We start from the raw sequence: 20,791 nt of genomic DNA, 5'->3' as shown, positions 1-20,791 counted from the left end.
ATATACTCTAGGGGAGTATGTCAATTGCTCCTAAAATAGCTTTTGCGAGAATAGTTTTGCGAGCAAATCTTACAGGCTGGATTTTATGCCTCAAGCTTAAAATGCAGCAGCGGATAAGGGCGTCCCTGATCATCCGTTTCCGAGCTGCCTGTCTCGACAAAACCCATATGCTTATAAAAGCCGACGCCTTGTGTGTTCTGCTCATTCACATCAACGGTCAGCGTGCCCTGCTTTTTCGCATGCGCAATCATATGCTTGCCAATACCCTTGCCGCGCTGAACAGGTGAAATGAATAGGCTGTCGATATTGTTATCGGTCATGCCCATAAAACCTACCGGTTTGCCGTCATCCTCAATGACATCCACTTCCACATTCGGCAGATATTGCTCACCGACCAGCTTTTCGATTTCAGCGAAATCTTCGCGGCTTAGAAAGTGATGCGTTGCCAGCACACTTGCGCGCCAGATAGCGGTAAGGGCTGGGGCATCCGCCGGATTGGATTTTCGGATATGGATCATCTCGGTTCCCTGTGTGATAAGCAGCAAAGCAACGCCTTTATAATACGGAATTTCATTTGACGAGCCTACCCGATCTCCCCGTTACCCGCATTCTGCCGGAACTCGACGCTGCCATGAACAGCCATGCAAGTGCGGTTCTGGTTGCACCTCCCGGCGCGGGTAAGACGACGCTGGTGCCGCTGCATTTTTTAAATGCCAGCTGGCGCGGCGACGGCATGATTGTGCTGCTCGAACCGCGTCGTCTCGCCGCCCGCGCAGCGGCCCGCCGCATGGCGCAGCTCTTGGGCGAAGAGCCGGGCGAAACGGTCGGCTATCGTATGCGCCTTGAAAGCAAGGTCTCGGCCAAGACCAAAATTCTTGTTGTCACTGAGGGCGTTTTTGCACGCATGATTCTTGATGATCCCGACCTCAATGGCATTGCCGCCGTTCTGTTCGATGAGTTTCATGAACGCAGCCTTGATGCCGATTTTGGTCTGGCGCTGACGCTCGATGTGCAGGCCGCTTTGCGCGACGATTTAAAAATTCTCGTCATGTCGGCAACGCTGGATGGTGCGCGTGTGGCCTCACTTTTGGGCGATGCACCCATTATCGAGAGCGAAGGCCGCGCTTTCCCCGTCGATATTCGTCATCGCGAACGCAAGCCTGACGAACGCATTGAAGATGCGATGGTGAAAGCCATTCGCGAAGCGCTGGCCGACGAAACCGGCAGCATTCTTGCCTTTCTTCCCGGTCAGGGCGAGATTGAACGCACGGCTGGCGTTCTAGAGAAATTTCTTCCTGCCAATATCATTTTGGCCCCGCTTTATGGCGCGATGGAAGGCCGTGATCAGGATGCGGCAATCAAGCCAGCGCCCGCAGGCCATCGCAAGGTCGTGCTGGCGACCTCGATTGCCGAGACCTCCATCACAATTGATGGCGTTCGGGTGGTGATCGATTCAGGTCTTGCCCGCCTGCCAAAATATGAACCCGCCACCGGCCTGACCCGCCTCGAAACCGTGCGCACTTCGCGTGCGAGTGCAGATCAACGCGCTGGTCGTGCCGGACGTACTGAGCCGGGTATCGCAATCCGCCTCTGGCATCAGGGACAGACCGCAGCACTTCCCGCGTTCTCTCCACCCGAAATTCTTGAAGCCGATCTTTCCGGCCTCGTGCTCGATGCGGCGGCATGGGGTGTCACTGATCCCGCAACCTTATCACTGCTCGACAAGCCCCCGGCACCGGCATTGAAAGAAGCCAAAGCGCTGCTCATGCGGCTCGGTGCGCTTGATGAAACAGGGCGACTGACATCGGACGGCGAGGCGATGCGGTCACTCGCACTTCCTGCACGTTTGGCGCATATGGTGGCGGAAGCGGGCAAACGCGGTGAGGCTTCGCGGGCAGCAGAGCTTGCAGTGCTTTTGACTGAGCGCGGCCTTGGCGGCAATGAAACCGACCTCGACACGCGCATGTCGCGCTTCCGCAATGATCGATCCGATCGTGCGCAACGCGCCAAAGGACTAGCGAAACGTCTGGCTGCAAATGTGCCTAATAAAGGCGAAGCAGCAGGTTCCAGTGTTGGCCGTATGCTCATCGACGCCTATCCAGACCGTATCGCCAAGGCGCGTGGAGCAACGGGGCAATTTCTGCTGGCCAATGGCCGCGGCGGTGAGGTCGATCCGGCGATCAGCCTTAGCCGTGCGCCATGGCTTGTGGTGGCAGATATGTCGGGCAAGGCAGGCCGCGCACGCGTACTTTCTGCGGCTGAAGTCTCAGAAACCGAAATCCGCACTGCTCTTGGCAACAAGATCGAAAGCGGCCGCCAAGTCGTCTATGACGCAGAAAAGAACGCGCTGCGTGCGCGTGAAGCTGTTCGCATTGGCGCCATCGCCTTGTCGGAAAAACCGCTTGCCGCCCCTTCCGGCGTGAGCGCCGATGAAGGCGTGATCGCTGCCGTGCGCGAGCACGGACTGCAAATCCTTCCATGGGGCAAAGAGGCAGAAATCCTGCGTCGTCGTCTGGGCTGGCTCTATCGCGGCCTTGGTGATCCGTGGCCGTCAATGGATGATGAGCATCTGATCGAGCGTCTTGATGACTGGCTTTTGCCATTTCTTACGGGTGAGTCACAACTCAACCGTATCCCGGCGCATGTGCTGAAAAACGGTCTGATGAGCCTTGTGCCATTCGACATGCAGCGCAGCGTCGATAGACTGGCCCCGACACATTTCGAAGTGCCGACTGGCTCCAATATTCCCATTCGATACGATGCGGAGGAGCCGATCCTTGCCGTGCGTGTACAGGAGCTGTTCGGCCTTGGCATTCACCCGGCAATTGCCAATGGCAAAGTACCCCTTTTGCTGGAACTGCTTTCCCCCGCCCACCGCCCGATCCAGATCACGCGTGACCTGCCGGGCTTTTGGCAAGGTTCATGGGCCGATGTGCGCACGGATATGCGTGGCCGCTATCCGCGCCATGTCTGGCCGGAAGATCCGGCCAATGCGCAAGCTACCAGCCGCGCTAAGCCTCGCGGCACTTAAGCATGCAGAACGACGCTCACTTCGTCTTCATCGCGAATGTCAAGATGATTGCGTATCCGCTTATCTGAGATCAGTTCCAGACAGTCATGCATGTGTGATCCCACACGCCGGAAAACCCAAACTGGCATCGACCGCGACTTGGCGTAAAGTGTGGCTCGCCATGCTTGTCCCATGCCTCGACGTGGCTTGAAAAGCTTGCGCCTAAGGCTGTTATTTTCAATCCTATCTTGCGGGATCACCAAGGTTGGCGGAACCAAACCACGGTCCAGCGCCTTCAATCTGCTGCGGCGGCTTTTCAGTGCCTCGGGAAATTCGACGATTTGAACATTGAGTGATCCAGCCGCAAATTCTTCCGGCCAATCAACGGGTGAATCGGCCAAATTTTGTTTTCCCGGAATGATCAGCTCGGAATGCCTCCCAAGCCCCGAAGATATCTTCCCCCTGAAGATAACCATGCGTGCCCTCCTACGCGTGTAGAGGGCATCATAAATTATTCACAAAATTGACACAATTTAATCACGTCCACCCTGACGGCAATGTGATTGCAGCCCAAATCCCCGTAAATGCGGGGTTATGGCCTATTGCTTGTTAAGCTGCGACTGGATGACACAGTTCTACTTGCATGAATATTTGCGCTGTCGCATAAGGAGCCGAAGGTGGCTTCGCTTTATCCAGCGCAATGGATATGCTTTTCTTAAAGCGAGGCTGTCTTGAAATTTGGTGGAATTTTTGGGAGTGGCCATGCACGCAGAATTCGATAATCGCGCTTCCAATCTCTCACGCAGGCCGCGTCTTACCACATTGGTACGTTTGCGCTGGTTGGCGATTGCCGGACAGACGGCAGCCGTGATGTTTGTGGCGCTTTATCTGCAATTCAGCTTTTCCATCAGCATTTGCCTCGCACTGATAGCATCGTCCGCGTGGCTTAATCTCTATCTGGCGTTTCGCTTTCCAAACACTCACCGACTTAATCCCGAAGCGGCAAGTCTGGTGCTTGCCTTTGATATTTTGCAACTCGCAGGCCTGCTTTATCTAACCGGCGGCGTACAAAACCCGTTTATCATTCTGGTGATTGCACCTGTAATTATCTCTGCAACATCGCTTTCGGTACGGCACACGCTGGCTCTGGCTTTGCTTGCGGTGTTCTGCACTTCGTTTCTGATATTTTATCACCGGCCTTTGCCTTGGTATCCGGGCGAGATGCTGGTTCTCCCATTCCTCTTTGTGGCCGGTATCTGGTGTGCAATCGTTTCGGCGCTCGGCTTTACTGGCGTTTATGCCTATCGTATCGCTGAGGAAACGCGTCAGCTGGGTGATGCATTAACCGCCACCGAACTGATATTGCAGCGCGAACAGCATTTGACTGCCCTTGATGGTCTTGCCGCTGCTGCTGCCCATGAGCTGGGCACCCCGCTTGCCACCATCACGCTGGTGGTCAAAGAAATGCAGCGCACTTACGCTAAAAAGCCGGATAGTGATCCCGCATTGGCGGAAGACATTGCGCTTCTGCAGTCGCAGGCGGCGCGGTGTCGTGAAATCCTGCAACGTCTGACCAGCCTTTCTTCGGAAAACGAAGAGCATATGTCACGCTTGCCGTTCTCTTCACTGATTGAAGAAGTGATTGAGCCGCATCGCAACTTTGGTGTCGTGCTTGATGTTTCCAAGCTCGATGGGCCAAAGCCCGAACCTGTTGTGCGGCGCAATCCAGGCTTGCTGTACGGCCTTGGTAATCTCATTGAAAACGCCGTCGATTTTGCGCGTGAAGAGGTCAGCGTGACATGGGGATGGACGGACACCAATGTGACCGTTCTTATTCAGGATGATGGCGAAGGCTTCAAACCGGAAATTCTTGACCGAATCGGTGAACCTTACATGAGCAGTCGCGACGGCAGTCAAAATGGCGGCGGTGGGCTTGGTCTGGGACTTTTTATCGCAAAAACCTTGCTCGAACGCTCTGGTGCACAGATCAGTTTCAAAAATCGCAAAAATCCTGGTCAGGGAGCCGAGGTAAAGGTGGTTTGGCCACGCTCTGCATTTGCACTAAGCTAATGAATATGCTCGATAATCTTTATTAGATTATGGGTGACATTGGCGAGCTATAATGCCCAAATATAAAATCATTTTTATATGGAAAACCTAAAAAAGACTTTGCGAAAACAACAGTTTGCCTTGTTTCTGTTTGTCAATTTTTTGCAAGGATTGCTTCAACAATTCAATGGCTATTTGACTTTTTGACGCAGGGGTATCAATAAAGGAACAAAAATACAGGCAGGAAGCACCCCATGGAAGACTTGAAGCAGGAAGACACCGAAGCCATTGGCAACGATCCAACCCTTCTTCTGGTTGATGACGATAAGCCTTTCTTGCAGCGCCTTGCCCGCGCCATGGAAGGTCGGGGCTTTCAGGTGACCACTGCGGAATCCGTTGAAGAAGGCATTGCCGCTGCGAAAGCCGCGGCCCCCGCTTATGCTGTGGTCGATATGCGCCTTGGTGACGGAAACGGCCTTGATGTGATCGAAGCCATCCGCACCCGCCGTACCGATACCCGTGCGATTGTACTCACCGGCTACGGAAATATTGCGACAGCAGTAAACGCGGTGAAGCTTGGCGCGATTGATTATCTGTCCAAGCCAGCCGATGCGGATGAAGTTTTTGCAGCACTTACCCGTCGCCCGGGCGAAAAGATTGCACCGCCGGAAAACCCAATGTCTGCCGACCGGGTTCGCTGGGAGCATATTCAGCGGGTTTATGAAATGTGCGAGCGCAATGTTTCTGAAACCGCGCGTCGTCTCAATATGCACCGCCGTACTTTGCAGCGCATTCTGGCAAAGCGCGCGCCTCGTTAAAGCATATCGCGGAAAAGTGGGAACCGATTTTCCGATCACGATATGCCTAAAAACAAAGAGTTAATCAATATCGGTTTCAGGCACGTCTAAACCTGCTAATTCAGCAATTGTCAGCCTTGCCGCACTTGATCTCGCAAAGCGTAACATCAGCGCTTTGCGGGTAGCGCCCGGCAGTTTGTGTTCCGGTGCATCGCGCAGGATTTCCGCGCCATACCCATCCGATAAAATAAACCCGCAGTCTTCTGGAAATATTTCGCTTGGCACGCTCGGATGCGTCGCAAAAAACAGACGATCGCAATAGGCGCGATAGTCTGGCCATTTGCGATCGGCCTTCCAGTCTTCAATGGACGACTTGATTTCGACGATCCAGATTTCGCCTTTGCGGCTAACCGCAATAAGGTCTGCGCGCCTGCCTGAAGCGAGAGACAGCTCCGGCAAAGTTGCCAGTCCCATTTCCAAAAAAAGACGCTGAACACCGCGCCGCACAAGCATGGCATTTTCGGATTGGCGACCGTCGGAAAGTGGGTGTGTTTTGTTGGGAATCACGATTGGCATGAGTGCATTTTGCGCGTGAAAAACGTCCAAAACAATTGAAAAACACTCAAAAACCAGCGGCAAACCTAGTACGAGATTGTGAAACCAATGGCGAGATTATGGCTAAATAATGAATTTTCAATTTACGGTTAACGCTTGGTTAACAATACTCCCTCATCTTTGCGTATGAATGAGCGATTCGCTCCTGATGATGGTCTTTTCAATCTGGGGAATTTTCATGAAGTCTCGCGTCTTGCAGTTGACCGCAGCCCTTCTTCTTGGTGGCGCCCTTACTGGCTGCTCCACAGTCGGCGGCACCTTCTACACCGCGTCCTATTCTTCGGTCAGCGACGCTGGCTACACAATTCCAGCTATTCCGAATGAGAAGATCCCGCAGCAATATCGCCGTCAGATCGTCAAGTATCAGACCAATGAGGTGCCGGGCACAATCATTGTGGAAACCGGCGAAAAGTTTCTTTATCTGGTGCAGCCAGACGGAAAGGCGATGCGCTACGGTATCGGTGTAGGTCGTGAAGGTTTCGGCTGGAACGGGACGGCACGCGTTGCGATGAAGCGTGAATGGCCGACATGGACACCTCCATCTGCAATGATCAAGCGTCAGCCTGAACTGGCAAAATACCGCAATGGTATGGGACCGGGCCTCAAGAATCCTTTGGGTGCACGCGCGCTCTATCTCTACAATAAGGGCGGCGACACCGGCTATCGTATTCATGGAACACCAGAATGGTGGTCGATTGGCAAGGCCATGTCATCGGGATGCGTTCGCATGATGAATCAGGATATCATTGATCTTTACGAGCGCACCGAGCAGGGTGCCAAAGTTATAGTCCGATAACAGACGATATGAAAAAGGCCGCTGAAAAGCGGCCTTTTTATTGCGATTTCTATAAGATCAGATCTGCTCAACCTGCTGAACTTCCGGCACAAAATGACGCAGAAGATTCTGAATGCCGTGCTTGAGTGTTGCGGTCGATGATGGGCAGCCAGAGCAGGCACCCTTCATGTGCAGAAACACAGTGCCGTTTTCGAAACCGCGGAATGTGATGTCACCACCGTCCTGAGCCACAGCTGGGCGGACGCGTGTTTCGATCAGTTCCTTGATAGTATCAACGATTTCAGTGTCGGCCTTATCGAAGAATTCTTCTTCTTCATCGGTCTTGGCAGCATCAACGCCAGTGTTGCCTGCCATGACAGGAGCGCCCGACATGAAATGTTCCATGATGGTGCCAAGGATAGCAGGCTTCAAATGCTGCCATTCGCCGTCTTCTTTGGTCACCGTGATAAAATCAAAGCCAAAGAAGACGCCGGTTACGCCCGGAACGGCAAACAGCTTGGCTGCGAGTGGCGAAGTGTTGCCAGCGCTGGCTGCATCGCGAAAATCGGCGGTGCCTTCAGGCATAACGACCTTGCCGGGCAGGAACTTGAGGGTTGCCGGGTTTGGCGTGGTCTCGGTCTGGATGAACATGTCCGTTCTCCGCTTTCAATATCAGAAGCTTTTCGTAAGCATGGATGCGCGTTTAAGCAAGCCTCATCTCAAAAGGCGCATGCGCGTTACGATCAATATAGGGTGATTATGTCACCGCATCAATGTCTTCATCGGAAAGACCTGCCGGAATGACGGTCACCGGAATCTGGAATTGCGCACGATTGGCAAGAGATTGCACAAGAGGGCCGGGGCCTTCGTTGCCCGAACCTGCCGCCAGAACGAGGATAGCAATATCCTGATCTTCCTCAATCAGGCTCGGCAGCTCTTCTGTTATCCGGCCTTCACGAATGATCAGTTCGGGATCAATGCCCTGTTCTTCGCGAACTTTTGCAGCAAACTTCTCAAGCGTTGAACGCGCACGTTCTTCTGCCTCGGCACGCATGATCTCGCCAACGCCAAGGATTTGCTGGAAATCTGAATTGTCGATGACGAAAAGCATGACGAGCGCGCCATTGGAGTTTTTAGCGCGGCGTGCAGCATAGGCAACAGCACGCCCGCATTCGGGCGTCTCGTCGATAACGGCAAGAAACTTGCGTCGATGTCCGGTTTCCCGGCTAAGTCGTTTTGATACCATGGCGATAATGTGGCATTCTCGAAGGCTACCTGCAAGCTGGTAGCCTTCGAATTTGATTAGGACCTTTTGAGATTCCGGTTATAGCGTGCCGAAAATTGTGATCATCGAGCACCGGAGCGCAGTGTACTTAAAGGTACATGAGCACCGGAGCACAGAAGATCGCAATTTCCAGGCCGCTAGAGCTGGAATCTAGTCTTGCAGCCAGCCGATAATGTCGCGTACATGGCGCATATTGGTCTCTGCAATCGCGCTTGCACGTTCGCCACCATCCTTCAAAACGCTGTCGATATAGGCAGGATCAGCCACCAAACGGCGCATTTCATGGGTGATTGGCGAGAGTTTCGCGACTGCCAGATCGGCAAGCGCCGTTTTGAATTCTGAGAATTGGCGTCCGCCAAATTCAGCCAGAATGTCTTCCTTCGACTTGGACGAAAGGGCTGCATAGATTCCAACAAGATTGTCAGCTTCCGGGCGACCTGTGAGGCCATCGAGTTCCGTTGGCAAGCCATCCGAATCGGTTTTTGCCTTGCGGATCTTTTTGTTAATGGTGTCTTCATCGTCGATCAGATTGATGCGCGACAGGTCAGATGGATCGGACTTCGACATTTTCTTAGTGCCATCACGCAGTGACATAATACGCATAGCCGGGCCTGAAATCATCGGCTCGGTCAGCGGGAAGAAACCCGAAACCTGTTCGTCGCCCACCTGCATATCCACGCCGATACCAAGGGCAGCAATACGGTCGGAATAGTCGTTGTTGAACTTCTGTGCGATGTCGCGGGTCAGTTCCAGATGCTGCTTCTGATCTTCTCCGACCGGCACATGGGTTGCGCGATAAAGCAGAATGTCTGCAGCCATCAGGCTTGGATAGGCGAAGAGGCCCAGCGATGCATTTTCGCGGTCTTTACCAGCCTTGTCTTTAAACTGCGTCATGCGGCTCATCCAGCCCATGCGCGCCACACAGTTGAAAACCCAAGCGAGTTCGGCATGCTGACGCACGCGGCTCTGATTGAACACGATGCTGCGTTTAGGGTCGATGCCTGCCGCAATAAATGCAGCTGTCACTTCGCGGGTTGACTGCATCAGTTCAGCCGGATCGGGCGAAACGGTCAGCGCATGCATATCGACAACACAGTAGATGCATTCCTGCGTCTCCTGCACTTCGACCCACCGCTTGATCGCACCCAGATAATTTCCAAGGTGAAGGTTTCCGGTCGGTTGAACGCCGGAGAAGACAAGCGGTTTGAACGTGCTCATGATTATATCCTGATGTTGGCCTTCGCCGGTGGAGAGCGAAGGGCACTAATTTTGATGCGGTGTTTTCGCAGAGCTGCGAGTACCTTTCAAGGTCTATTATACTTCGCTCTCGGGCTCTTTCTTGGTGGCACCGCGCTTGATGCCGCGACGTATCATCGCCGTATTTGCACCACCAAGCCCAAAGGCCAGCGCAAAATAGACAACCATCGCCGCCAAAACCATGGCCGCTAGAGTTCCGGCGCGCACACCAAAGGATGATGCTGATGAAAGCTCATGCGAAAAATAGCCAATGGCAAAATGAATGCCGATAGCCATAACGCCAGCGGCAATCAGCAGGCGCGGAATGCGGGTGAGCAATGGAATATCATTGCCCCAATGCCCACGCTTTATCAGCATTACAAACAGCAGTGCCGCATTGATCCAGCCCGCTGTGATTTCTGCAATGGCGATGCCGGTCGGTCCCATACGCGGAAACAGGGTGAGGGCTAGTGTTATATTCACCGCAACCGAAATGGCTGCAAAGATCATTGGTGTGCGGGTGTCTTCACGGGCAAAAAAGCCCGGAAGAAAAGCTTTGATCAGCACATAAGCTGGCAGGCCGATGCCGTAAATTGCCAGAATGCTGGAAACAACGAGCGTTGATTCTGCGCTGAACTGTCCGCGCTCAAACAACAGTCGAACAATCGGCTCTGACATGACCAAAAGAGCAGCCGCAGCCGGAAGGGTGAGAAACAGTGTGAATTCAACCGAGCGGTTTTGCAGGTTCGATGCTTCTTTCATATGCCCGCCGCGCAAAGCGCGTGAGAGTTCCGGCAGAAGTACGGTCGCAACCGCAATCCCCACTACGCCTAGTGGCAACTGGTAAATGCGGTCGGCATAAACAAGCGAGGAAACTGCACCCTCCATACCCGACGCAATATTGGTGTTGATCAGCAGATTAATCTGCGTGATGCCACCGGTGATCGCTGCTGGAAATGCCAGAACGAGCAGCCGTTTGACGCCGGGCGTCAGACGCGGACGCCGAAAACCGATTTTAATGCCTGCAACGCGCACGTCGATCCAGACGATAGCAAGCTGAACCAGACCCGCGGCCATCACACCCCATGACAGCGCATAGCCGACGGCAAGCGCGTCATATCCCTGCCACCAGCTGAAGGCGAGAACTGCAATGAGGATGATGTTGAGAAAGACTGGCGCCACTGCTGCTGCGAAATAGCGATGCAGCGAATTGAGCATTCCCGCCATCATTGACGCCAGCGACATACAGGCAAGATAGGGGAACATGATCACGGCGAGCCGCACCGTATTGTCAAACTTCACCGGATCATCGGTGAAGCCCGGCGCAATGACGGTGCGCACGATAAACGGCATTGACAGTTCCATGACAATCGTAATGAACATCAGAACCGTGAAGAGTACGCCAAACACTTCTTCCGAAAAGCGACGGGCACCGTCCATGCCGTTCTTCTCGATCTCTTTTGAAAATAGAGGCACGAAGGCAGTATTGAACGCGCCTTCGGCAAACAGTCTGCGGAAAGTATTCGGGAACCGGAACGCCGCATTGAACGCATCCGCAACCGGACCAGTACCGAGAGCCGCTGCCATAAACATTTCACGCGTGAAACCGAAAATGCGGCTCATTAGCGTGCCAGATGCAACGGTAGCGAACTTTTTGACCAAACTCATTGAATTGAAATACCTATATTATGCTGCTGCGCGGCCATTGGTCTTAGCAGTATTTTCGCCGCTAAGGACGGCAGTAAGTTTGCGCCTGATATTACCCTGACGCGTCGCGTTTGAAATCTTGTGCCCGACCAGATCAGTGACATAGAAACTGTCGATCACTTTCTCGCCGAAAGTCGTGATATGCGCCGAAGCAATATCCAGTGACAAGTCAGAAATAAGGCCAGTCAATTCTGACAAAAGGCCGGGACGATCCAAACCTTCCACTTCAATGACGGTGAACTTATCGGATAAAGTGTTGTTGATTTCAACGCGCGGCTCGACCTTGAAAGCCTTTGCGCCACGTTTGGGCTTGGTGCGTTTGGCAAGCACATCCGGCAGATGTGATTTGCCCGAGAGTACATCTTCGATCACCTTGCCGACACGCTCTGCACGACGGCGTTCGTCTTCGTCTGTGTCAAATTCGCGGTTGATGAGAATTGTATCGAGCGCACGACCGTCGCCTGTAGTGAAGATCTGCGCGTCGACAATGTTGCCGCCAGCAGCAGCGCAAGCGCCGGTGATGATCGACAAAAGACGCGGATGATCGGGCGCAAGCACGGTTATTTCCGTGACAGCTTCAAATGTATGGGGTTTTGCCATGGTGGCGAGCACACGCCCATTACGGTCCGTTTCACGGATGAAATGCGCGTGGCGAACCTGATCCTCAAGACTGACGGTCAGGAAATAATTGGTGTAATGCAGGCCAAGATATGCTTCGCGCTCGGCTTCCGGCCAGTCGCTCAATTTTTCAGCCAAGTCTGCACGGGCCTGTCGGTCGCGATCAGCACGTGGCAGCTTGGAGAAGCCGCCTGTTAGCACCAGCTCGGTTTCATAAAAAAGCGTGCGCAGAAGCTGGCCTTTCCAGCCATTCCAAACGCCGGGGCCAACGCCTTTAATGTCGCAAACCGTCAGGATCAGCAGCAGCTTAAGCCGCTCCATCGTCTGCACGGTATCGGCAAAATCAACGATGGTTTTACGGTCGTTGAGATCGCGTGATTGCGCAACCATGCTCATGGTCAAATGCTCACGCACCAGCCATTCGACGGTTTTGGTTTCTGATGGCGAAAGCCCAAAACGCGGGCAAAGCTTTTTCGCAATACGTGCGCCAGCAATCGAATGATCTTCAGGGCGACCTTTGGCAATGTCATGCAAAAGCATGGCGACATAGAGCAAATTGCGATCACGCTTGATGGTGCCGACGAGGTGATTGGCGAGCGGATGCTCGTTTTCAAGATCGCCATGCTCAATCTCGGAAAGCACAGCAATGCAGCGCAGCAGATGCTCATCAACCGTGTAATGATGATACATATTGAACTGCATCATCGCGACGATCTTGCCAAAATCCGGGATGAATTTGCCCAGCACACCCGATTCATTCATGCGCCTGAGAATGAGTTCGGGGTTGCGTGGCGAGGTCAGCACTTCCAGAAACAGCTTGTTGGCTTCCGGGTTCTCACGCAGCTCCGTATTGATGAGTTTGAGCGAGCGAGTGAGCTGCTGCATCACATCGGGGTGAAATTCTAACCCAAGCTTATCAGCGAGCTGGAAAACACGAATTATATTGACCGGATCGCGCTTGAACACATCGGCATCGGCAATGTTGATACGATGATTTTCGGAGATGAAATCATTGGTGCCCGCAAGTTTGCGCTTGCGGTTGGAGAATGTGAGGAAGATACGGTTGAAGCCCGGCACATGCTTGGCCTGCTCTTCTTCCAATGCTGCACAAAGAATGCGCGTCAGATCGCCAACGTCTTTGGCGACGAGGAAGTAATGCTTCATGAAGCGTTCGACGTAGTTCTGGCCGGGATGGGCTGTGTAACCCAGACGCTGCGCAATTTCCGGCTGAATGTCGAAAGACAGACGCTCTTCGGCTTTCAGCGTTGCAAAATGCATGTGGCAGCGTACAGCCCAGAGAAAATCTTCAGCCTTATTGAAAAGCCTCAGTTCCGCGCGTGACAACACGCCAAGCTTGACCAGCTCTTCCTTGCTTTTGACGCGATAGAAATATTTGGCAATCCAGAACAGAGTATGCAGATCGCGCTGGCCGCCTTTGCCTTCTTTGACATTGGGCTCGACCAGATAGCGGGTTTCGCCTGCCTTACGGTGACGGTTATCACGCTCGGCAAGCTTGGCCTGAATGAATTCCGGACCTGTATTCTTGACCACTTCCTCGTCAAAACGCGCGACGAGCGAATTAAACAGATCGCGATTGCCGATGATAAAACGCGCATCGAGAATGGCGGTTCGGATCGTCATATCTTCGCGCGAAAGGCGGATGCATTCGTCGATATTGCGCGTGGAATGGCCGACCTTCAGCCCCATATCCCAGAGCATATAGAGCATATATTCAGCGACTTGCTCGCCCCACGGCGTTTGCTTGTAAGGTAGCAAAAACAGCAGATCGATGTCTGAGCCGGGAGCCAGTCCGCCGCGACCATATCCGCCGACAGCAACAATCGCCATGTTCTCGGCTTTGGATGGATTGAGCGCCGGATAAGCCTTGGTGCTGGCAAATTCAAAAAGAGCGCTGATCAGCGTATCCATGAGATAGGAAAGACGTCGCACGCAAAGCGAGCCGCCGCCATCTTTCATCAGCATGTTTTCCGCAACGCCACGACCGCGAACGAGCGCATCTTTCAGCGCATGCAAAACCACCTTGCGGACAGGCAGGCTCGTATAGCTTTCGTCGGCTGAATCCGCGAGTTCGTTGATCTTGCGACGCAGCGTTTCGGGATTGACGATTTCTTCAAGCTTCAGGTCGTGTGCGCTCATGCGGCTTGTATGTCCGGCGTTTTGGGAGGGAACTGACGGAACTATCCTATAGCCGGTTTTAAATTGTATGAATATTCAAAAGAAACAGCCGGGCATTGCCCGGCTGTTTAGCATTTCATTCGTCTTTTCAGTTGCCAGCATTATAGGCAGCGATTGCCGCCATATTGACAATGTCGGTATCTTTCGCACCGATGCTGACGATCTGTGCTGGTTTGTCGAGACCAACGAGCAGCGGGCCGATAATGGTCGCCCCGCCCAGTTCCTGGAGCATATTGGCTGCAATTGATGCCGAATGATTATCCGGTGTGACGATGACATTGGCCGGACCCGACAGGCGGATGAACGGATACCGCTCCATCAGCTTTGGGTTCAGCGCCACGTCTGCGCTCATTTCGCCGTCAAACTCGAAATCGACATGACGCGTGTTGAGAATACGCACGGCTTCCTGAATGCGCGCCGAGCTTTCGCCGCCCATATGACCAAATGTCGAAAACGCAGTGAGTGCCACGCGTGGCACATAGCCCATGCGACGCGCCATGCCTGCGGCTTCCACCGCAATATCGGCGAGTTCTTCAGCGGTTGGCTTTTCGTGAACGGCAGTATCGGCGATGAACACAGTGCGACCACGGCAAAGCGCAATGGAAACACCAACCAGACGATGGCCCGGCTTTGAGTCGATAACGCGGCGCACGTCTTCAAGGCCCGTGGCGTAATTACGGGTGATGCCCGTTACCATGCCATCCGCATCGCCAAGTGCAACCATGCAAGCCGCGAAATGATTGCGATCATTGTTGATCAGGCGATGGCAATCGCGCGTCAGATAGCCTTTGCGCTGAAGCTTCTCATAGAGATAATCAGCATAGGCCGCGTTGCGGCTCGACAAGCGCGCATTGATGATTTCAATGCCCGGACGGTTGAGATCAAGACCCGCTTCCTTGGCCGTTTCTGCAACACGCTCTTCGCGGCCAACCAGAATGGCAGTGCCAAGGCCCTGATTAACATAGGAAACAGCGGCGCGCATTGTTGGCTCTTCTTCGCCTTCGGCAAAGACGATGCGCTTTGGCTGACGGCGCACGCGCTCATAAATGCCTCGTAATGTCGAAGCAATTGGATCACGACGCGCAAGCAGTTCCTGCTTGTAGCCTTCAATGTCTTCGATGGCGCGACCGGCCACACCCGTTTCCATCGCGGCCTTGGCAACGGCTGCGGAAACGGTTGCCAGCAAGCGCGGATCGAATGGCACCGGAATGATATACTGCGGACCAAAGCGCGGACGGCTGCCCTGATAGGCGGCAACCACATCGTCCGGCACGTCTTCGCGTGCCAGATCCGCAATCGCGTAAACCGCTGCGATCTTCATCTCGTCATTGATCGTGGTTGCACGCACATCAAGCGCACCACGGAAAATATACGGGAAGCCGAGAACGTTGTTGACCTGATTTGGATAGTCCGAGCGGCCTGTGGCAACAATTGCATCGTCGCGCACTTCGGCAACGTCTTCCGGGGTCACTTCCGGGTCGGGATTGGCCATGGCGAAGATGATCGGATTTGGTGCCATTGAACGCACCATTTCCTTGGTCAGCGCGCCCTTTGCCGAAACGCCGAAGAAGATGTCGGCATCTTTCATGGCGTCTTCAAGCGAGCGCTTGGACGTTTTGATGGCATGCGCCGACTTCCACTGGTTCATGCCTTCTTCGCGGCCCTGATAAACGACACCTTTGGTGTCGCAGAGCGTGACGTTTTCAGACGGGAAACCGATGGCCTTGATGAGTTCGATACAGGCAATGCCTGCAGAGCCCGCGCCATTGCAGACGAGCTTGGTATTTTTGATGTCACGACCCGTCAAAAGCAGCGCATTGATCATGCCTGCTGCAGCAATGATTGCTGTGCCATGCTGGTCATCGTGGAAAACCGGAATATCCATCACTTCGCGCAGACGCTGTTCGATGATGAAGCAATCCGGTGCTTTGATGTCTTCGAGATTGATGCCGCCAAAGGATGGGCCGAGATAGCGCACGGCATTGATAAATTCATCAATGTTGGTCGTATCGACTTCCAAATCGATGGAATCCACATCCGCAAAGCGCTTGAAGAGGACGGCCTTGCCTTCCATCACAGGTTTGGAAGCCAGTGCGCCGAGATTGCCAAGGCCAAGAATGGCTGTACCGTTGGAAATGACCGCAACCAGATTGCCCTTGGCCGTATAATCATAGGCGGTGGCAGGGTTTTCGGCGATTGCCTTGACTGGCACTGCGACGCCCGGCGAATAGGCCAGCGACAGGTCGCGCTGCGTCATCATCGGCTTGGTGGGATTGATTTCCAGCTTTCCCGGACGGCCATGCGCGTGAAAGTCGAGCGCTTCCTTCTCACTGGCTGTGGGTGTGCGTTCTGGCGTGTTGCCCTTCGGCGTCGAGACTGGCATGTTCCCTCCGGTTTCTTCTGCGGGACGAATTCGATAGCGTCAGTCCGTAGGAGTGTAAACAGCGCATTTTGGAATAGATATTGATCCTAAAAAGCATGATATTGAACGTATTATGTCTTTAAATGGATTTAAATCGCAATAAATGAAGGTTTGGCATGGAAGCGAAGGTCGAAGAGAAACAGGTTGATGCGGATGAAAATAACACGCAGGAAACCGTTGTTCGCCTCACGCCCATGATGGAACAGTATATTGAGATCAAAGCTGCGAATGTTGATTCGCTGCTTTTCTACCGCATGGGCGACTTTTACGAGCTGTTTTTCGACGATGCGGTCGAGGCTTCCAAGGCACTGGGCATCACGCTGACCAAGCGTGGCAAGCATCTTGGCGAAGACATTCCGATGTGCGGCGTGCCGGTTCATGCTTCCGATGATTATCTGCAAAGACTGATTGCCAAAGGCTATCGCGTTGCGGTTTGCGAGCAGATTGAAGACCCGGCAGAGGCCAAGAAACGTGGCTCGAAATCAGTGGTTCGCCGCGATGTTATCCGGCTGGTAACGCCCGGCACAATCACTGAGGAAAAGCTGCTTGATCCGTCAGAAGCTAATTATCTGATGGCGCTTGGCCGCACCAAAGGCGACGGCGCGCTGGCTCTTGCCTGGATCGATATTTCCACCGGCACATTCCGTGTGTCGGAGACGAGCGAAGACCGGCTTTTTGCCGATGTGGCGCGTGTCGATCCGCGAGAGCTGATCGTGGCGGACACGGCATTTCATGATGCCGAGCTGCGTCCGACTTTTGATCTTATCGGCAAGGCGGTTATCCCGCAGCCTGCAACTCTGTTTGACAGTGCGGCCGCTGAAAATCGCATTCAGCGCTATTTCAATGTGGCGACACTGGATGGGTTCGGACAATTCAGCCGCTCTGAGCTTTCCGCCATTTCCGGTGCCATTGCCTATATTGAAAAGACGCAGATTGCCGAGCGTCCGCCGCTGATGCGGCCTGAACGCGAGCAGGAAGGCGGCACGATTTTCATCGATCCTGCCACCCGTGCAAGCCTTGAACTTGCCCGCACCATGTCCGGCAATCGCGAGGGCAGTCTGCTCAAGGCCATTGACCGCACGGTAACGGGCGGTGGTGCGCGGCTGATTGCCGAGCGTCTGACAGCACCTTTGACAGATCCGAAGGCGATTGCGCTGCGTCTTGATGCCGTTTCATGGTTTTTAAGCGAGCAATCGCTTTGCGAAGGGCTGCGGCTGGAGCTGAAAGGTGTGCCGGATATGCCGCGCGCACTGTCGCGTCTGGCGGTTGGTCGTGGTGGTCCGCGTGATTTGGGTGCTTTGCAGCGTGGTTTTGAAGCCTCCAACGGCATTGCTTCTATACTTGAAGGTACAATTCTGCCCGATGAACTGGCAGCGGCGCGTGAGGCCATTGAGGCATTGCCGGTCAGCTTTGCGGCGCACATTGATCGTGCGCTTGCTGACGAAATGCCGCTGCTAAAGCGCGATGGCGGGTTCGTGCGTGAAGGCTACAACACAGAACTCGATGAAATGCGTGCGCTGCGTGATCAGTCGCGCCGCGTGATTGCCGGACTTCAGGCCGACTATATCGAGGAAACCGGTATTAAGACGCTGAAAATCAAGCACAACAATGTGCTTGGTTATTTCATTGAAGTTACAGCCAATAATTCCGGCACTATGACCGATACGGTTGAAGCAAAGGGCCGCTTCATCCATCGCCAGACAATGGCCAATGCCATGCGTTTTACCACAACGGAACTGGCCGAGCTGGAAAGCAAAATCGCCAATGCGGCTGATCGTGCGCTTTCTATTGAACTTGCAATCTTTGAAGAACTAACAGCCGAAGCGGTCAGCCATGCCGATAGTATTCGTGCTGCTGCTGCTGCACTTTCCGTTTTCGATGTTTCAGCAGCACTTGCAATACTTGCCGATGAGCAGGGCTATTGTCGTCCGCTGGTCGATGACAGTCTGTCATTCAACATCGTCGCTGGCCGTCATCCGGTGGTGGAGCAGGCGCTGCGCCGTCAGGCGGCCAATCCGTTTGTGGCCAATGATTGTGATCTTTCACCACAGAAAGACGGCGGGAATGGCGCTATCTGGCTGCTCACAGGCCCGAATATGGGCGGTAAATCGACCTTCCTTCGTCAAAATGCGCTGATTGCGATCATGGCACAGATGGGTTCGTTTGTGCCTGCGGGTTCGGCGCAGATCGGTGTGGTGGACCGCTTGTTCAGCCGCGTTGGCGCGTCTGATGATCTGGCGCGCGGCCGTTCGACCTTCATGGTGGAAATGGTTGAAACAGCCGCTATTCTCAATCAGGCGGGCGAACGCTCGCTGGTCATTCTCGATGAGATTGGTCGCGGTACGGCAACCTTTGACGGGCTTTCGATTGCATGGGCTGCGGTTGAATATTTGCACGAAAAGAACCGCTGCCGCGCATTGTTTGCCACGCATTTTCATGAAATGACGGCACTTTCTGAAAAGCTCGACCGGTTGTCGAATGTCACCATGCGGGTCAAGGAATGGGACAATGATGTCGTGTTCCTGCATGAGGTGGCAAAGGGCGCGGCTGATCGTTCCTATGGCGTACAGGTTGCGCGCCTTGCCGGTCTTCCGGAAGCTGTCGTCAATCGTGCGCGTGATGTGCTCCATCAGCTCGAAGCTGGCGAAACATCGGGGAAGGCTGACAAGCTGATCGATGATCTGCCGCTGTTCTCAGTCGTGCTGAAACAGGAAAAGCCAAAGCCGCAGGTGAACGCAAAGGACAGCGAGTTGTCCAAGGCTGTTGCGGATATCAGCCCGGATGAGCTGACACCGCGTGAAGCACTTGAGCTGATTTATAAGCTGAAGGAATTGGCGGGCAGGGGATAAGGGCACTGCCCAGTCTGTTTGAGATTCTGGTTATGGTATGCCGAAAATGGTGTTTTTCGAGAACCGGAGCGCAGTGTACTTAAGGTACATGAGCACCGGAAGCGCAGAAAAAAGCCATTTGCAGGCCACCAGAACCAGAATATCTACAGACTAAACAAAGCGGTTTGCGTCCGCGCCGTAATACGTGATGTACCGGCTGGAAATACGCTCGATTGGCAGGATGATGAATACATCGGTCGTGCCGAAAGCTTCATCGATCACTGCGCCGTCACCGATCATGGCACCAAGGCGCAGATAGCCCTTCACCAGTGGTGGCATCGAAAACAGCGCAACCTTGGTGTTGATGGCTTCCTTCGGCATCAAATCCATTGGCTGATAGCGATGTGGTAGCGCGCGCACATCCCAGTCAGGCGTTGCACGGCAATTTTGATGCAAGAACGATAGTCCCAGCGCATGTGCAGCAGGCACGGCACCATGGAAGGATGCACAGCCAAACATCACATCAATCGAATGGCGGCGGCAATAAGCCCACGCACCCTGCCAGAGCAGTTCGACCGTACGCTTGGAGCGATATTCAGCTTTGACGCAAGAGCGACCAAGCTCGAGAAGTCTCAGATCAGGACGCGAAAGCGCCAGACGCTGCACGTCATATTCATCAGCCGAATAAAAGCCGAGTGCCTTTTCTGCCTGTTCGCTGCGCATCAGGCGATAGGTGCCGACAATCTGCTTGTGCTCAGGCACGGGCAGGGCGGTGTCGTAAACCAGAAGGTGATCGCAGATTGCGTCGAAACGGTCGGCGTCTCGCAATTCAACTTCTTCAATACTTTCCTTGCGGGCGCCTAACTCTTCAAAGAACACACGAAACCGCAGCTCCTGCGCGGCTTCAATCGCCTCGCGAGAATTTGCAAGTCGCACTTCGAGTGAACCAATGCGTCCCAAAACGATGGGAGCGCCGTTTGTCTCAAAAAGTGCCTGTTGTGCTTCTATACCCGACATGACCGTATCATCGATGATTTGCTGGCTCATTCCAAGCAGTGTTGACATGATGATTCGCTCCTAATTCCGTTTCCGCGCAGTCCCGAATGGCTTGCCCCGGCAACGGATGATTTGTTCCGTATTTGCCAAAGCAATAGTCGTTCAGTGCTACGCGAGGATGACAGAAGCGTGTCACCAATGTGTCAATTGGAGTGGGTCGAGCTTATCCCCTTCAAAAAACTGTTAAATTTGAATTC

15 protein-coding genes are annotated in these 20,791 nt (G+C 53.8%); 5 read left to right on the top strand and 10 right to left on the bottom strand.

The window, feature by feature from the left end:
- Positions 1–83: 83 nt before the first annotated feature.
- Complete coding sequence (locus ACOZHT_RS04320; RefSeq protein WP_339509313.1) at positions 84–518, bottom strand: acetyltransferase; 435 nt, start codon at positions 516–518, stop codon at positions 84–86.
- Between the two features lie 56 nt (positions 519–574).
- Between ACOZHT_RS04320 and hrpB the strand changes: the two genes are divergently transcribed.
- Positions 575–3,031 carry an ATP-dependent helicase HrpB gene (gene hrpB, locus ACOZHT_RS04315; protein WP_339509314.1) on the top strand — a complete coding sequence of 819 codons (2,457 nt, stop codon included), beginning with the start codon at positions 575–577 and terminating at the stop codon, positions 3,029–3,031.
- Here the strand turns inward: hrpB and ACOZHT_RS04310 are convergent.
- Positions 3,028–3,411: a hypothetical protein gene (locus ACOZHT_RS04310; RefSeq protein ID WP_339509315.1), complete on the bottom strand. Its 384-nt coding sequence runs from the start codon at positions 3,409–3,411 to the stop codon at positions 3,028–3,030. The genes hrpB and ACOZHT_RS04310 overlap by 4 nt on opposite strands.
- 361 nt (positions 3,412–3,772) lie before the next feature.
- Between ACOZHT_RS04310 and ACOZHT_RS04305 the strand changes: the two genes are divergently transcribed.
- Entirely contained in the window at positions 3,773–5,080 is a 1,308-nt protein-coding gene (locus ACOZHT_RS04305; RefSeq protein WP_339509316.1) for an ActS/PrrB/RegB family redox-sensitive histidine kinase, read from the top strand.
- Positions 5,081–5,313: 233 nt separating this feature from the next.
- Positions 5,314–5,877, top strand: a complete 564-nt coding sequence (gene regA / locus ACOZHT_RS04300; RefSeq protein WP_250039154.1) for a global response regulator transcription factor RegA — start codon at positions 5,314–5,316, stop codon at positions 5,875–5,877.
- Positions 5,878–5,937: 60 nt separating this feature from the next.
- Here regA and ACOZHT_RS04295 read toward each other — a convergent pair whose 3' ends face one another.
- Entirely contained in the window at positions 5,938–6,432 is a 495-nt protein-coding gene (locus tag ACOZHT_RS04295; protein WP_339509317.1) for an MmcB family DNA repair protein, read from the bottom strand.
- 217 nt (positions 6,433–6,649) lie between these two features.
- Here ACOZHT_RS04295 and ACOZHT_RS04290 point away from each other — a divergent pair, with 217 nt between their 5' ends.
- Positions 6,650–7,267, top strand: coding sequence for a L,D-transpeptidase (locus ACOZHT_RS04290; RefSeq protein ID WP_339509318.1), 618 nt, complete (start codon positions 6,650–6,652; stop codon positions 7,265–7,267).
- A gap of 57 nt (positions 7,268–7,324) precedes the next feature.
- Here the strand turns inward: ACOZHT_RS04290 and ACOZHT_RS04285 are convergent, their stop codons facing one another.
- From ACOZHT_RS04285 to ACOZHT_RS04260, 6 genes are all read right to left on the bottom strand, one after another.
- Positions 7,325–7,897: a NifU family protein gene (locus ACOZHT_RS04285; protein WP_339509319.1), complete on the bottom strand. Its 573-nt coding sequence runs from the start codon at positions 7,895–7,897 to the stop codon at positions 7,325–7,327.
- Between the two features lie 106 nt (positions 7,898–8,003).
- The gene (locus tag ACOZHT_RS04280; RefSeq protein ID WP_339509320.1) at positions 8,004–8,492 is read right to left on the bottom strand and encodes a universal stress protein; all 489 of its coding nucleotides are present in this window, start codon (positions 8,490–8,492) and stop codon (positions 8,004–8,006) included.
- A gap of 189 nt (positions 8,493–8,681) precedes the next feature.
- Complete coding sequence (gene trpS / locus ACOZHT_RS04275; protein ID WP_339509321.1) at positions 8,682–9,749, bottom strand: tryptophan--tRNA ligase; 1,068 nt, start codon at positions 9,747–9,749, stop codon at positions 8,682–8,684.
- 96 nt (positions 9,750–9,845) lie between these two features.
- Entirely contained in the window at positions 9,846–11,435 is a 1,590-nt protein-coding gene (gene murJ, locus ACOZHT_RS04270) for a murein biosynthesis integral membrane protein MurJ (protein ID WP_339509322.1), read from the bottom strand.
- 18 nt (positions 11,436–11,453) lie between these two features.
- Complete coding sequence (locus ACOZHT_RS04265) at positions 11,454–14,249, bottom strand: [protein-PII] uridylyltransferase (RefSeq protein ID WP_339509323.1); 2,796 nt, start codon at positions 14,247–14,249, stop codon at positions 11,454–11,456.
- 127 nt (positions 14,250–14,376) lie between these two features.
- Complete coding sequence (locus tag ACOZHT_RS04260) at positions 14,377–16,671, bottom strand: NADP-dependent malic enzyme (RefSeq protein ID WP_339509324.1); 2,295 nt, start codon at positions 16,669–16,671, stop codon at positions 14,377–14,379.
- A 155-nt stretch (positions 16,672–16,826) separates the two neighbouring features.
- Here ACOZHT_RS04260 and mutS point away from each other — a divergent pair, with 155 nt between their 5' ends.
- Positions 16,827–19,559 (top strand): DNA mismatch repair protein MutS, encoded by a 2,733-nt coding sequence (mutS, locus tag ACOZHT_RS04255; protein ID WP_339509325.1) that lies wholly within the window; start codon positions 16,827–16,829, stop codon positions 19,557–19,559.
- Positions 19,560–19,709: 150 nt separating this feature from the next.
- Here mutS and ACOZHT_RS04250 read toward each other — a convergent pair whose 3' ends face one another.
- Positions 19,710–20,603: a GNAT family N-acetyltransferase gene (locus tag ACOZHT_RS04250; RefSeq protein ID WP_339509326.1), complete on the bottom strand. Its 894-nt coding sequence runs from the start codon at positions 20,601–20,603 to the stop codon at positions 19,710–19,712.
- Between the last annotated feature and the right edge of the window lie 188 nt (positions 20,604–20,791).

The sequence above is a fragment of the Ochrobactrum sp. EDr1-4 genome, assembly GCF_049199085.1.
GTDB lineage: Bacteria > Pseudomonadota > Alphaproteobacteria > Rhizobiales > Rhizobiaceae > Brucella.
The sequence above is the reverse complement of the archived record's forward strand: the minus strand, read 5'-3'. Positions and strand labels throughout refer to the sequence as shown.